This is a genomic window from Burkholderia sp. LFS061, assembly GCF_047978125.1.
In the GTDB taxonomy this organism is placed as follows: domain Bacteria; phylum Pseudomonadota; class Gammaproteobacteria; order Burkholderiales; family Burkholderiaceae; genus Burkholderia; species Burkholderia pyrrocinia_C.
This window is the reverse complement of record NZ_JBFPFS010000003.1, coordinates 118,254-131,754: the sequence shown is the minus strand read 5'-3', so window position 1 is coordinate 131,754 and position 13,501 is coordinate 118,254. Positions and strand designations below refer to the sequence as shown.

The 13,501-nt window shown below is 67.6% G+C and carries 15 protein-coding genes; 8 read left to right on the top strand and 7 right to left on the bottom strand.

What is annotated here, in order from left to right:
• Positions 1 to 163 precede the first annotated feature (163 nt).
• Entirely contained in the window at positions 164 to 637 is a 474-nt protein-coding gene (locus tag ACNQQL_RS03570) for a VOC family protein (protein WP_072441553.1), read from the top strand.
• A gap of 64 nt (positions 638 to 701) precedes the next feature.
• Here the strand turns inward: ACNQQL_RS03570 and ACNQQL_RS03565 are convergent, their stop codons facing one another.
• Positions 702 to 953, bottom strand: a complete 252-nt coding sequence (locus ACNQQL_RS03565) for a hypothetical protein (RefSeq protein WP_347063220.1) — start codon at positions 951 to 953, stop codon at positions 702 to 704.
• Between the two features lie 214 nt (positions 954 to 1,167).
• Between ACNQQL_RS03565 and ACNQQL_RS03560 the strand changes: the two genes are divergently transcribed.
• Positions 1,168 to 1,395: a hypothetical protein gene (locus ACNQQL_RS03560; protein WP_034184098.1), complete on the top strand. Its 228-nt coding sequence runs from the start codon at positions 1,168 to 1,170 to the stop codon at positions 1,393 to 1,395.
• Between the two features lie 149 nt (positions 1,396 to 1,544).
• On the opposite strand, the gene ACNQQL_RS03555 is transcribed toward ACNQQL_RS03560, so the two are convergent.
• Together ACNQQL_RS03555 and ACNQQL_RS03550 are read right to left on the bottom strand one after the other, a co-directional pair.
• Complete coding sequence (locus ACNQQL_RS03555) at positions 1,545 to 2,168, bottom strand: phospholipase D family protein (protein WP_072441550.1); 624 nt, start codon at positions 2,166 to 2,168, stop codon at positions 1,545 to 1,547.
• A 330-nt stretch (positions 2,169 to 2,498) separates the two neighbouring features.
• Positions 2,499 to 2,987, bottom strand: coding sequence for a helix-turn-helix domain-containing protein (locus ACNQQL_RS03550; RefSeq protein WP_347063219.1), 489 nt, complete (start codon positions 2,985 to 2,987; stop codon positions 2,499 to 2,501).
• 176 nt (positions 2,988 to 3,163) lie between these two features.
• On the opposite strand from ACNQQL_RS03550, the gene ACNQQL_RS03545 reads away from it, so the two are divergent.
• Both ACNQQL_RS03545 and ACNQQL_RS03540 read left to right on the top strand, forming a co-directional pair.
• Positions 3,164 to 3,601 (top strand): PaaI family thioesterase, encoded by a 438-nt coding sequence (locus ACNQQL_RS03545; protein WP_347063218.1) that lies wholly within the window; start codon positions 3,164 to 3,166, stop codon positions 3,599 to 3,601.
• Positions 3,602 to 3,785: 184 nt separating this feature from the next.
• Positions 3,786 to 4,838, top strand: a complete 1,053-nt coding sequence (locus tag ACNQQL_RS03540; protein ID WP_072441540.1) for an NADP(H)-dependent aldo-keto reductase — start codon at positions 3,786 to 3,788, stop codon at positions 4,836 to 4,838.
• 67 nt (positions 4,839 to 4,905) lie between these two features.
• On the opposite strand, the gene ACNQQL_RS03535 is transcribed toward ACNQQL_RS03540, so the two are convergent.
• A complete protein-coding gene (locus ACNQQL_RS03535) occupies positions 4,906 to 6,192 on the bottom strand; it encodes an MFS transporter (protein ID WP_347063217.1) in 1,287 nt (428 codons plus the stop codon).
• 35 nt (positions 6,193 to 6,227) lie between these two features.
• Positions 6,228 to 7,649, bottom strand: coding sequence for a M20 family metallopeptidase (locus tag ACNQQL_RS03530; RefSeq protein ID WP_347063216.1), 1,422 nt, complete (start codon positions 7,647 to 7,649; stop codon positions 6,228 to 6,230).
• A gap of 165 nt (positions 7,650 to 7,814) precedes the next feature.
• Here ACNQQL_RS03530 and ACNQQL_RS03525 point away from each other — a divergent pair, with 165 nt between their 5' ends.
• From ACNQQL_RS03525 to ACNQQL_RS03510, 4 genes are all read left to right on the top strand, one after another.
• The gene (locus tag ACNQQL_RS03525) at positions 7,815 to 8,768 is read left to right on the top strand and encodes a LysR family transcriptional regulator (RefSeq protein ID WP_175961501.1); all 954 of its coding nucleotides are present in this window, start codon (positions 7,815 to 7,817) and stop codon (positions 8,766 to 8,768) included.
• A 64-nt stretch (positions 8,769 to 8,832) separates the two neighbouring features.
• Positions 8,833 to 9,927 carry a tRNA 2-selenouridine(34) synthase MnmH gene (gene mnmH, locus ACNQQL_RS03520; RefSeq protein WP_347063215.1) on the top strand — a complete coding sequence of 365 codons (1,095 nt, stop codon included), beginning with the start codon at positions 8,833 to 8,835 and terminating at the stop codon, positions 9,925 to 9,927.
• A 29-nt stretch (positions 9,928 to 9,956) separates the two neighbouring features.
• Positions 9,957 to 11,015, top strand: a complete 1,059-nt coding sequence (locus tag ACNQQL_RS03515) for a permease (RefSeq protein ID WP_347063214.1) — start codon at positions 9,957 to 9,959, stop codon at positions 11,013 to 11,015.
• Between the two features lie 101 nt (positions 11,016 to 11,116).
• Positions 11,117 to 11,539 (top strand): hypothetical protein, encoded by a 423-nt coding sequence (locus ACNQQL_RS03510; RefSeq protein WP_072441525.1) that lies wholly within the window; start codon positions 11,117 to 11,119, stop codon positions 11,537 to 11,539.
• A 37-nt stretch (positions 11,540 to 11,576) separates the two neighbouring features.
• Here ACNQQL_RS03510 and ACNQQL_RS03505 read toward each other — a convergent pair whose 3' ends face one another.
• The gene (locus ACNQQL_RS03505) at positions 11,577 to 12,410 is read right to left on the bottom strand and encodes an ABC transporter permease (RefSeq protein WP_072441522.1); all 834 of its coding nucleotides are present in this window, start codon (positions 12,408 to 12,410) and stop codon (positions 11,577 to 11,579) included.
• A gap of 6 nt (positions 12,411 to 12,416) precedes the next feature.
• Entirely contained in the window at positions 12,417 to 13,331 is a 915-nt protein-coding gene (nodI, locus tag ACNQQL_RS03500; protein ID WP_072441520.1) for a nodulation factor ABC transporter ATP-binding protein NodI, read from the bottom strand.
• Positions 13,332 to 13,501: the final 170 nt, after the last annotated feature.

Here is a 13,501-nt window from a genome sequence, read left to right as displayed (position 1 = left end):
CGCCCGATGCGCGTGACCTGAACGACCCGGCACTCAAGAAAACAAAAAAATGTCGGGCGCCGTGTCGATTTCCGTCGGGTTCGTCCGTCGTGGTATCGGAGGCGTGCGCATTGCGCGTCCGTCCCGTTTCCCGATACGACAACCGACTGAAGGAGCGACACCCATGTCCACGTCCGTCAAACCGATCCCGGAAGGGATGCGCACGCTGACGCCGCACCTGATCTGCGCCGGCGCAGCCGCAGCCATCGACTTCTACAAGCGCGCATTCGATGCGAGCGAGCAGTTTCGCCTGCCGATGCCTGACGGCAGGCTCGCGCACGCGTGCCTCGCGATTGGCGATTCGACACTGATGCTGGTGGATGAAATGCCCGAGCACGGCGCGTTCGGGCCGAAGGCGCTGAAAGGCACTGCCGTCTGCCTGCATCTGTACGTGCCGGATACCGATGCGGCGATCGCGAAGGCTGTCGCGGCCGGCGCGACGGTGACGATTCCGGCCGCGGACATGTTCTGGGGCGATCGCTATGGACAGGTCGAGGATCCGTTCGGGCATCGCTGGTCGCTCGCGACGCATCAGCGCGACCTGACGCCCGAGCAGATCGCGGAGGCGATGGCCAGCGCACCGCCGTGCGGAAGCTGACGCGGCCAAATAACCTCGGTTGAACGGCGGGGCGGCGGCATGCGCCTGTCCGGTTCGCCCGCGGTCAGGCGCCGGCCGTCGTGCCGCGCTGCTTGTGCTCGTACATCCCGTGGTCGGCCGACGCGAGCAGGTCGGCCACCGCGCGATGGCGCGCGGAATCGCAGGCGGTGTGGCCGACGCTGAGCCGGATCGCGTAGCCGCGCGCGTCGGCCATGTTGCGCAACGCAAGCGCTTCCGCCACGCGTTCGACCGGCTCGGCGACGTCGGCCGGTTTCGGTGTGATTTGCGTGGGCTTGTCCTTTGCCCCGTCGGTCATCGGATCGTATGCGCATGATTCGGCGCGTCGCCAAGCCGCAGGTCCCGCGACGGGCGTTTTCGGCTCAGCACGGATCGATGAAGATGCGGCGAGAAGCGGGCGGCATGGGCCAGCGTTGTGTCCCGATGCGGAATCGGCTGCGCGATGCCTCAAGGTGCTCGTCGCGGTGCCGTAAACAGGACGAGTCCAATCGTTCATCGCATCTCATCGCACCATGGTTCGAATCCTGTACGCGGGGTATCTCGCGTTTGCGCTGTATCTCCTTTACCCGATGGTTCAGAACACGCTGACATTCAGCACGGATTGCGTGCGCAACGCGCTGCCCGGCGGCGCCCACGGTTTGTCGACGTCGGCGGCAAGCGGCGTGGACGGGCACGCGAACCGCTGTGTGCCGACCACGCAGGTTGGTGCCGCGACCGCGCGGTTGCCTGAAATCCATTGAGCGCGGCGGACCGTCGCGCGTATCGTTCGATGCGCGATGCGGCGTGCTGGCCATTCGGCCGAATTGATACCCGCGCCGCGCTCGACGATCATCGGTAACACGGCGGATCGAATGCGACGTGTCGAGGGCCGTGCGAAAGCGCGGCGTGGTCAGTAGCTGGAGCGGTACGGCGTGCCCTGGTCGAAGCGGCTTTGCCAGTGCGTGAGGTAGCGTGACGCGAGTTGCGGATTGTTCCACACCACGACGACGTTCTCGGAATTGCGGCTGGACGCCGACGCACTGTAGTTGAACGAACCGGTCTCGACGTGCTCGGCGTCGATCACGAGGTACTTGTCGTGATGGATCGCATAGGCGTCGATCGTGCGCGTCGGGATGCCTGCGTTGACGAGCAGGTTCAGTGCCTGCTTGCTGCTCTTCGCGCGATTGCCCTTGTCGTCGACGACCACGGCGACATTGACGCCGCGTCGCTTTGCAGCGAGCAGCGCGCGCGTGACGGGCGGCGACGTGAACGAATACGCGGCGACGCGAATCGAGCTGCGCGCGGCGCCGATCGCTTTCAGCACGAGTGCCTCGGCGCCGCCGTCGGGCGAGAACGCCGATTCGACAACCTGTGTCGCGGGTGCTTCGTGGGTAGGCGCCGGCAGCCATCGCGACACAAGGTCGATCGCCTGCTGAAGCAGCGATTCACTTTGCGTCCTGCCGAAGGCGGCGAACGGTGTGGCGAGCAGGGAAGCGGCGAGGCAGGCAGCGGCGAGGCGATTGCGCGACAACATCTTGGACAGCGAACAATTTCGAGACAGCGGGCCGTGAGTGTAACGCAGACGCGGCGGCGCGGTCACGCGCGGATGCGAATGGATTGCCCGCGCGGTGATCGCTGGCGGCGGAGGCGATGACGCAAAGTTGCGTTGCGTGGCATCTGCGCGCGCGATCAGGTCGATCGATGGATGTCGCTGACGACGGCGTGCGATTGCGCGTGCCGTTGCGGGACATCGGCGTGCAGGCAAGGCACGCGTGCAGGCGAGCGGACTCGGTGCGGCCCGTGACGGAAGCACGCGTGTAAAACGCGGCTCGTGTGCATCAGGCAGGCATGCGCATGCCGCGCGTCATTCCTCGACTGCCGGCGCCCCGGCTTCGTCGGGCGCGATCCATCCGGGCCCGGGCTCCGGATGCACGTCGCGTGCGTCGAGCGGTTCGCCGCAGGCCGAGCACACGGTAACCGCATGCATCAACTGGCCGCAGGTACGGTGACGCAACTGCACCGGCGGCCCCTGGCCATCGTCCTTCCAGCGGTCGCCCCACGCCATCAGCGCGAGCAGGGCCGGGTACAGGTCGAGGCCTTTTTCCGTCAGCCGGTATTCGAAGCGCGGCGGGCGCTCCTGATACGCGCGCTTGACCAGCACACCTTCGTCGACGAGCCGTGCGAGGCGTTCGGCCAGTACATGGCGCGTGAGGCCAAGCTGTGCCTGGAACGCGTCGAAACGGCGGCAGCCGAGGAACGCGTTGCGAAGGATCAGCATGGTCCAGCGGTCGCCGAGTACGGCGAGCGTGCGCGCGACCGAGCAGTTCAGCGTGCCGATGTCATCCCATTTCATCGTCGAGTCTCTTGCGTCTTGCGGCGGTTCAGCGAAATAGCGGGTTCGATTATAGAACCCGCCTTCGGTTGCAACGGGCGCGGCTGCGTTGACAACGGCCGGCATCGTTGACAATAATGAGTTCCTATTTAGAACTTACTCGCGCGGCGACGCGCTTTCAACCCGGAGACAACCCGATGAATCCGCTTTCCCTGTCTGGTCTCGATCTGCTGCGCGCCGCAGTGGTGGGCGATGTGCCGCTCGCGTCGATCTCGGAGACGATCCCGATGCGTCCGCTGGACGTCGAACTCGGCTATGTGAAATTTTCGGCGCGGGCGGATGGTCGGCACCTGAATCCGCTGGGCGGCGTGCATGGCGGGTTCGCCGCGACGGTGCTCGATTCGGTCACGGGTTGCGCGGTGCATTCGATGCTCGACGCGGGTATCGGCTACGGCACGGTCGATCTGCATGTGAAGATGCTGCGGCCCGTGCCGCGCGACGTCGACCTGATCGCGGAAGGGCGCGTGATTCACCTGTCGCGTTCGCTGGGCGTCGCGGAGGGCACGCTGAAGACGCCGGACGACAAGATCGTCGCGCATGCGTCGGCGACCTGCTTCATTCAGCGGCCTCAGTAACGAATGGCGGCAGGCGGAGCCGGCTGCGGGAGGATGCCGCGGACGTGCGACGCAGGTTGCAAGGCCGTTGCCCGCGCATTCATGGCAGAGCCGAAGGCCGCCTGTAAGCGCACACGGCGCACGTCTGAAGCGATCGCTTCAATGTGATAGCGTTTCTGCTTTCCACCGACGCGACAGGAACAGCATGGAATACCGCACACTCGGCGATTCGGGCATCGAGGTCAGCCTGGTCGGTCTCGGCACGATGACGTGGGGCGAACAGAATTCGGAGCGCGACGCGCACGAGCAGATCGACTACGCGATCGGGCAGGGCGTGACGCTGATCGATGCCGCGGAGATGTATCCGGTGCCGCCGAAGCCCGACACGCAAGGGCGCACCGAGCAGTACATCGGCACCTGGCTCGCGCAGCATCGCGCGCAGCGCGACCGGATCGTGCTTGCGACGAAGATCGCGGGCCCGGCCCGGCAGCCGCACAACCCGCGCCATATTCGTGGCGAAGGCAACCAGTTCGACCGCAAGAACCTGACCGAGGCGCTCGACGGCAGCCTCAAGCGGCTGCAGACCGACTATGTCGATCTCTACCAGCTGCACTGGCCCGATCGCAGCACGACGACGTTCGGCCGTCCCGCGTATCCGTGGGTCGACGACGCGTACACGGTGCCGATCGAGGAAACCCTCGGCGTACTCGCGGAATTCGTGAAAGCCGGCAAGGTGCGCGCGATCGGCGTGTCGAACGAAACGCCGTGGGGCGTCGCGCAGTTCCTGCGCGCGGCCGAGAAGCTCGGGCTGCCGCGCATCGCGAGCATCCAGAATCCGTACAGCCTGCTGAACCGCACGTTCGAGAACGGGCTGTCGGAATTCACGCATCGCGATGGCGTCGGCCTGCTCGCGTATTCGCCGCTCGCATTCGGCTGGCTGTCCGGCAAGTATGAGAACGGCGCGCGCCCGGCCGGCGCGCGCATCACGCTGTTCGAGCGCTTCCAGCGCTACAGCAAGCCGCAGGCCGTCGAGGCGACGTCGCGCTACGTCGCGCTCGCGAAGCGCCACGGGCTGTCGCCCGCGCAGTTTGCGCTCGCGTTCGTCAACAGCCGGCCATTCGTGCGCAGCAACCTGGTCGGCGCGACGTCGCTCGAGCAGTTGAAGGAGAACATCGGCAGCATCGCGGTGAAGCTGTCCGACGAGATCCTCGCCGAGATCGACGCGCTGCACGAACTGCAGCCGAACCCGGCGCCGTAAACGGCGTGCGGCCCGCGCGGCAGCGATGCCGCGACGGGGCCGCAGCGGCGCGCCGTCGCCGGTTGCGTTACCGCATCTTGAGCCGCGTGCGCGCGACGAACAGCGCGGCAAGGCTCAGCAGTGCGCAGCCCATCAGGTAGAACGCCGGCGACAGCCGGTTGCCGGTCGTGCTGATCAGCCAGGTGATGACGAACGGCGCGAAGCCGCCGAACAGCGTGACGCCCGTGTTGTAGCTGACCGCGAGGCCCGTCGCGCGCGTCTGCGACGGAAACAGCTCGGCCATCAGTGCCGGCAGCGCGCCGCAGTACATCGCTTTCATCGCACCGATCCAGACCAGTGCGGCGAGCATCGTCGCGAACGACGCGTGGCGCGTGAGCCACGCGAACGTCGGCCACACGGTGACGAGCATCAGGACGGCCGCGACCGCCATCATGCGGATCCGCCCGGTGCGATCGGACAGATGGCCGACGACCGGCGTGACGAGCGTCAGCACGAAGCCGGTCGCGAGCGTCGCCGCGAAGCCCGTCGACGCAGGCAGCCCGAGCTGCTTGATCGCGTAGGTCGGCATGTACAGCACCATGTAATTGATTGCGGTCGAGATCACCAGCGCGCCGATCGACAACAGCAGCCGCAGCTTCTGGTCTGCGAACAGTTCGCGCACCGGCGCTTCGGAGCGTGCCTGCGTCTTGAACTCGACGCCTTCGTCGACGTAGCGGCGGATGTACAGCCCGACCGGTCCGATCGCGAGACCGAACAGGAACGGCACGCGCCAGCCCCAGCTTTCGAGTTGCGCGGTTGTCAGCGTGGACGTCAGCAGCGCGCCGAAGCCCGATGCGAGCAGCGTCGCGAGGCCCTGGCTCGCGAATTGCCAGCTCGACATGAAACCGCGCCGCTGCGGCGCATGTTCGACGAGGAATGCGGTCGAACTTGCGAATTCGCCGCCCGCGGAAAAGCCCTGCATCAGCCGCGACAGCATGATCCCGAGCGGCGCGAGAATGCCGATCGATGCGTAGGTCGGCATCAGCGCGATCAGCAGCGTGCCGGCCATCATCATCGCGATCGACAGCAGCAGCGACGCCTTGCGGCCCGCACGGTCCGCGTACGCGCCGAGCACGAAGCCGCCGATCGGCCGGATCAGGTAGGACAGCCCGAACGTGCCGAGCGTCAGCATCAGCGAGGTCGCTTCGCTCGTCGCGGGGAAGAACAGCTTGGCGATCGTCACCGCGAAGAAGCCGTAGACGATCAGGTCGAACCATTCGAGCGCGTTGCCGATCGACGCCGCGAAGATGATGCGCCGGATCTTCGCGGCGCTGGGGCGGGTGGCTTCCTGCGAGGTCAGGGTGGTCGTATTCATCGTGTGTGCAGGTCCCGAGAAAGGGGCGAAGCGCGTTACAGGGTGGCGCCGGCCGCGGCGGGAGCCGCGCGGCGAACGGGCGGCGCGTCGTCGCCGAGATCCCAGAAGAGGCCGGCCATCATCTGCAGCCCCTCGCTGACGACGCTCGCGAGCAGGTGCTCGTCTGGCGCATGCTGCGAGCACGCCGGGTACGAGTGCGGCACCCACAGCGTCGGCAGCCCGAGCGTGTCGGCGAACACTTCGTTCGGCAGCGTGCCGCCGAGATTCGGCAGGATCGCGGGTTTCTTGCCGGTGGTCCGCGCCAGCGATGCGACGGCCCAGCGGACCCACGGATCGTCCGGCGGCACGCGCGTCGCCGGTGCGCCGCGTTCGACGTCGATCTCGATGTCGCCGAAACCGTGCGCATCGAGGTGCGCGCGCAGGTGCGCATGCAGCGCTTGCCAGTCGGTGCCGACGACGAAGCGCAACTGGCAGTGCGCATACGCGGCGGGCGGGATCGCATTGACGGGGTGCTCGGGGTTGCCGGCCTTGAACGCGAGGATCTCGAACGTGTTCCAGCCGAACACTCGCTCGGCCGCGGACAGGCCGGGCTCGCCCCAGTCGGCGTCGAGCGTCGGATCGCCGGGGCCGCCGCCGACGGAAAGATCGGCGAGCGCGTCGCGCACGGCGGCCGGGATCGGCGGCGGGCGCAGCCCCGCGACGCGAATCGCGCCGCGCGCGTCGACGAGGCTCGCGAGCGCATGCGCGAGCACGATCGCCGGATTGCGCAGCAGCCCGCCCCAGTTGCCGGAGTGGTGCGCGCCGTCGCGAGCGCGCAGGCTCAGCCTGAAGTTGACCGAGCCGCGCGAGCCGAGGAACACGGTCGGGCGCGCGGCGGCGATACGCGGGCCGTCGGACGCGATCAGCACGTCGGCCGCGAGCGCGTCGCGCTCCTGGCGGCACAGCGCGTCGAGGCCCGGCGAACCCGTTTCCTCGCCCATCTCGATCAGCAGCTTCGCATTGAAACCGAGCCGGCCGCCGCGCGCGTCGAGCACGCTCGCCAGCGCGGCCAGGTTGATCGTGTGCTGGCCCTTGTTGTCGGCGCTGCCGCGGCCGTACCAGCGGTCGCCGTCGGCCGTCAGCGTCCACGGCGACAGCGGCGCGCGCCACTGCGCGTCGTAGCCGCGTACGACGTCGCCGTGACCGTAGATCAGCACGGTCGGCAGCGCGTCGTCCTCATGGCGCGATGCGAGCAGGAACGGGCCGCCGCCGTCGACGGGATTGTCGACGATCCGCGACGTGAAGCCGAGGCGGGCGGCTTCCGGCGCGATCTCGTCGGTGAGGTAGGCGCGCAGCGCGGCTTCGGTGCCGCTTTCCTGGCTTTCGGTGCGCAGGCCGACGCGGCGGCTCAGGGTCGCGAAGAACGCACCGGATTCGAACTGGTTCAGCGCGTGCTGGATGGCGGCGGTACGGCTCAAGTCGGGTCTCCTCGGTCGGGCTGGCGGCGTGCGCGGATCGCGCGTGCAGCGTGAAGTGCGATCGATTCTAGAAAGCCGTTTTTTTTGTCACAATGATCGAATTTCGAACCTTCCTTTGCCGAAAAGGCAAAGCAGCGCGGCCGGGAACGGCGCGGAGACAGAACGGTGGCGGCTTTCCTGCATGGCCTGGCGCTGCGGTATTTCGTCGAGGTGGCGCGCACCGGCTCGATCAGCGACGCGTCCGCGCGGCTGCACGTGGCCGTATCGGCGATCAGCCGCCAGATCGCGAAGCTCGAAAGCGAGCTCGGCGCGCCGCTGTTCGAGCGCCGGCCGCGCGGGATGGCGTTGTCGGAGGCCGGCGAGCGGCTGCTGGCCTTCGCGCAGCGCAGCCTGCTGGAGGCCGAGCATGTGATGAAGGACATCGGCGGGCTCGACGCGCTGCACGGCAGCCTGCTGAAGATCGCGTGCTCGGAGGGGTTCGCGATCGATTTCCTGCCTGGCGCGCTCGCGAGCTTCAAGGCGCGCCACCCGGGCGTCGATTTCTCCGTGTGGGTCGTGTCGCCGGCGGACGCGACGCGGCGTGTGCGCGACGGCGACGTGGACGTCGCGCTGACCTTCAGCCTCGCACCGGAGAAAGGCGTGCGTGTCGAGCACACCGAGCGAGCACCGATCTTCGCGCTGGTGCGGCGCGACCATCCGCTCGCGGCGCGCGCCGCGGTGTCGCTCGCCGATGTCGCGCGGCATCCGCACGTACTGCCCGAGGCGGGCACGACGGTGCGCCAGTTGATCGACATCGCGTGCGCGCTCGACGGGCTGCTGCTCGAGCCCGAACTGACGAGCAACAACACCGCGGCGATGTACGGCTATGCACGGCGCACGGGCGCGGTGATGTTCACGGGGCTGCTGTCGGTGCGCGACCGCTTCGATGCGGACGGCTTCGTCGTCGTGCCCGTGACGAACCCGCAGCTTCGCGAGCGCAGCATTCAGGTGCAGACGATGGCGGGGCGCGATCTGCCCGCGTCGGTACGGGCGTTCCGCGACCATCTGATCGACGCGATGCAGGTCGCATCGTCGCCGCCGGCCGCCGCGCGCGGCCCGAGACGCCGGCCCGTGAGATAATCGCCAATCCGCCTTCCGCGCCCATGCGGCTCATCGAGCCGCATCGCCCCTGTTCGACGCCAAATTGAAGAACCTGATTGTCACCCTCGATCGCGCCGGCGAGTTCGACGAGATCATCGACGTGCGCACGCCGCTCGAGTTCGCCGAGGACCACATTCCCGGCGCGCTGAACGCGCCCGTGCTCAGCAACGAAGAGCGCGTGCTCGTCGGCACGATGTACCGCCAGGTGTCGCCGTACGAGGCGACCCGCGTCGGCGCGGCGATGGTCGCGCGCAACATTGCGCGCCATCTCGACACGACGTTCGCCGACCGTCCGCGCAACTGGCGGCCGCTGATCTATTGCTGGCGCGGCGGCAAGCGCTCCGGCTCGATGACGGCCTGGTTCAACCTGATCGGCTGGCAGGCGCGCCAGCTCGACGGCGGGTACAAGGCGTACCGCCGCTCGGTATGCGCGACGCTCGACACGCTGCCGACGCGCTTTCGTTATATCGCGCTCGTCGGCCACACCGGCTGCGGCAAGACGCGCCTGTTGAACGCGCTGCGCGATGCGGGCGCGCAGACGCTCGATCTCGAGGCGCTCGCGTGCCATCGCGGTTCGCTGCTCGGTGCACTGCCGGGCACGCCTCAGCCGGCGCAGAAGGGGTTCGATTCGGGGCTCGTCGAAACGCTCGGACGTTTCGACCCCGAATGGCCGGTGTTCGTCGAATCGGAAAGCCGCAAGATCGGGCTCGTGCAGTTGCCGATCGCGCTGATCGACGCGTTTCACGCGGGGCCGTGGGTGCAGGTCGAAGCGGCGCACGACGAGCGCATCGCGTTCTTGCTCGACGATTACGGCCACCTGTTCGACGAACCGGCCGCGTTCAAGGCGCAGCTCCATCGGCTGATCGGCCTGCACAGCCGCGAAGAGGTCGCGCACTGGAACGCGCTGATCGATGCAAACGCGCGGGCCGAACTGTTCACCTTGCTGATCGACACGCATTACGATCCCGCTTATGCGCGCACCTACCGCGCGACGTACGGCAAGCCGAACCGGGCGCTGACGTTCGTTTTCCGGCCCAACGCGGCCGACGTGCGCGATCAGGCCAGCGCGCTGCTGGCCCAACTCGCGCAGGCCGGGCTGCCTGCGTCGGCCGCGCTTGCGGCAGGCGCGAAATCCTAAACCGATAAAGACCAATCGACGACTACACGATGACGACCACACGCACCCAACCCAATCCGGCCCTCGGCTGGATGACCTTCCTGCTGATCGCGGTCGCGGGACTGTTCTATGTGAAATGGTTCCCGTACTACAACAAGGCGTTCGTTGCCGCCGAACACCATTCGATCGGCCAGTCGATCCTGATGGGCACGTCGGCGGCCGCACCCGAGCCGTCGCTGAAGGCTGCGCTCGATTACGCGTGGGCGTACGGCAAGGCGATCTGGCAGGCGATGGTACTGGGCCTGCTGCTCGGTTCGGCCGTGCAGGCGCTGCTGCCCGCACACTGGGTCGCGCGCGTGCTCGGCCGCACGGGCTTCGGCAGCGTCGCCGCGGGCGGCCTGCTGTCGCTGCCCGGGATGATGTGCACGTGCTGCGCGGCGCCGGTCGTCGCGGGGCTGCGTGCGCGCCATGCGTCGCCGGGCGGCGCGGTCGCGTTCTGGCTCGGCAACACGGTGCTGAATCCGGCGGCGCTGGTCTTCATGGGCTTCGTGCTCGGCTGGCACTGGAGCGCGTTGCGCCTCGTGCTCGGCATTGCAATGGTGTTCGGGATCGGTTATCTGCTGAACCGCATTGCTCGCCCTGAAGACCGCAGCATCGACGATGCGCAGCTCGCCGCGCTGGCGGCCGAACAGGCCGCGGCCGGCAATCCGTTCGTCCGCTGGGTGAAGCTGCTTGCCCGCATGGCCGTGCGACTCGTGCCCGAATACATCGTGCTCGTGCTGCTGCTCGGCGCCGCGCGCGCATGGCTGTTCCCGCACATCGGCCCGGACATCGGCAATCATCTCGGCTGGATCGTCGCGTTCGCGGTCGCGGGCATGCTGTTCGTGATCCCGACGGCGGGCGAGGTGCCGATCATCCAGGCGATGCTGTCGCTCGGCATGGGCGTTGGCCCGGCCGCCGCGCTGCTGCTGACGCTGCCGCCGATCAGCGTGCCGTCGCTCGCAATGCTCGCGCGTTCGTTCAAGCCCTACATGCTGGCGATCGTCGCGACCCTCGTCGTCGTGTTCGGGATCGTGAGCGGCCTGCTCGCGGTCGCGTTCGGGTTCTGACGCGCGCGAGCGGCGCGCCGGGCGGGCGCGATCGTCGTATTCATCCGGCGCCGCGGCTTCACGCGTGCGGCGCCCTTTACAAGAAGCAAACAGGAAAACGCATGACCCAACCGAAGATTCATCCTCGACTCGAAAAGGCGCTGACGCGCGGCGATCTCGCGATCCGCCAGGCCAATTCCGCGCGGGCAACTGCCGTGCTGAACGCACTCGGCACGATGATCATCGAGGCCTCCGCAACGATCGGCGTCGACGCCAGCATCGACATTCCGCAGGGCGACCGCATTTACGATCCCGTCAACGGGGTGTGGCCGCAGAAGATGCTGGTGTCGTTCGACGGCCCGGTGGACGAAGCCGACAAGGAAGAACTGCGCTCGGTCTACCTGGTCGCCGACGATCCGGGCACGCAGTTCCGCGTCGAATGGCATCGCGCGGACGGCAAGCTCGGCCGCCAGGAAGGCGGCCCGCTCGCGACCGTCGCGTTCCTGACCGACGTCGAGATTCCGTGGAGCGACGACGACGAGTAACGTCGTCGCATGAAGCCGGCGCTGCGCGCGCCGGCCGTCAGCGCATCATCCGCCGCCGGAACAGCCACGCGGACAGCAGGAATCCGCCGACCGCATAGCCGGCGAGCACCGCAACATGCAACGCGACGTCCGTCGCGGGCCGGCCAAGCATCGCGGGCCGGATCAGCTCGACCGCGTTCGCGAGCGGCAGCGCATGCGCGGCGTGCTGCGCGACCGACGGCAACTGCGTGATCGGGAAAAACACGCCCGACAGCAGCAGCATCGGCGTCAGCACGAGCGTCTGATAGAACATGAAGAAATCGTAGGACGGCGCGAGCGCCGTGACGATCATCGCGACGCTGGCAAACGCGAGGCCCGCGAGCGCGATCACGGGCAGCGCCGCGAGCATCGACGGAAACTGCGCATAGCCGAGCGCACCCGCGACGAGCATGATCGCGGCCCCCGACAGCATGGCCTTGCTGGCTCCCCAGACGATCTCGCCGAGCACGATGTCGCCGAGCGCGAGCGGCGTATGCATGATCGCTTCCCAGGTGCGCTGCACGTGCATCCGCGAGAAGCCCGAATACATCGATTCGAAGCTCGCGGACATCATCACGCTCGATCCGGCCGTGCCGGCTGCGAGGAACGCGATATACGACACACCGTCGACATGGCCGAGCATCAGGCCGAGCCCGAAACCGAGCCCGAACAGATAGATCATGGGATCGGCAAGATTGCCGAACATCGACGCGAGCGCGAGCTTGCGCCAGACGAGATAGTTGCGCCGCCATACGGCGACCCAGTTGGTTGCGTTCGCCGGCATCGCGATCGCGAAGCGTGATTCGCGCGGCGGTGCCGAAGGTGCGGTGGCGGAATAGTTGCGGACGTCCATGGTCGATCAGTCCTGCATTTCGCGGCCCGTGAGCCGCAGGAATACATCCTCCAGATTGGCCGGGCGATGCAGATAGCGCAACCCAGAGCGACCCTTGAGTCGCGCGCTGAGCGGCTCCGGGTCGTTCACGTAGCAGAACAGCGTTTCGCCGCTGATCTCGGTGCGCTTCGCGAACGCCGACAACTCGTCGCGCAGCGCGGCCGGGTCGGGCCCGTAGATTTCGATCACGTCGCAGCCGATTTCCGATTCGATCAGCGCATGCGGCGCACCTTCGGCAATCTTGCGGCCTTCCTCGATCACGCACAGGCGGTCGCACAGGCGTTCGGCTTCTTCCATGAAATGCGTGGTGATCAGGATCGTCTTGCCGCGCGCGAGCAGCGAGCGCAGCCGCTCCCACATCAGGTGCCGCGCCTGCGGATCGAGGCCCGTCGTCGGCTCGTCGAGCACCAGCACGTCGGGATCGTTGACGAGCGCGCGGGCGAGCGTGAGGCGGCGCTTCATGCCGCCCGACAGCTCGCCGACCTTCGCGTCGGCCTTGTTCTCGAGCTTCGCGAATTCGAGCAGCGGCTGCACGAGCGCGCGCGCAGCGTGAGCCGACATCCCGAAATAGCGGCTGAACACGAGCAGGTTTTCGCGCACGGTGAAGTCGGGGTCGAGATTGTCGAACTGCGGGACGACGCCGACACGCTGGCGCGCATGCCGCGCTCGCGATGGAACAGGTTCGCCGCACAGCGAAATGGTGCCCGCATCGGGATACGCGAGGCCGAGCAACATCTTCAGCGTAGTGGTCTTGCCGGCGCCGTTCGGCCCGAGCAGGCCGTAGCATTCGCCGGCCTGTACGTTGAAGGACAGGCCGTTGACGACGAGTTTGTCGCCATAGCGCTTTTCGACGTTGCGGAGATCGATCGGTGCGACGGACATGGGCATGTTGTCGTTGTAAGCGGGTGGTTCCGCCGCCCGATGCGTGGCCGGTTGGCGAACGGATCGGACGAATGCGGGTCACAGGGGCATGACCGAAGCGCGCGACGCCGGCACGTTATGGCCTGCTGGAATACGAACGAGCCATTCTAGTGCATCGGCTGCGTCTCTTC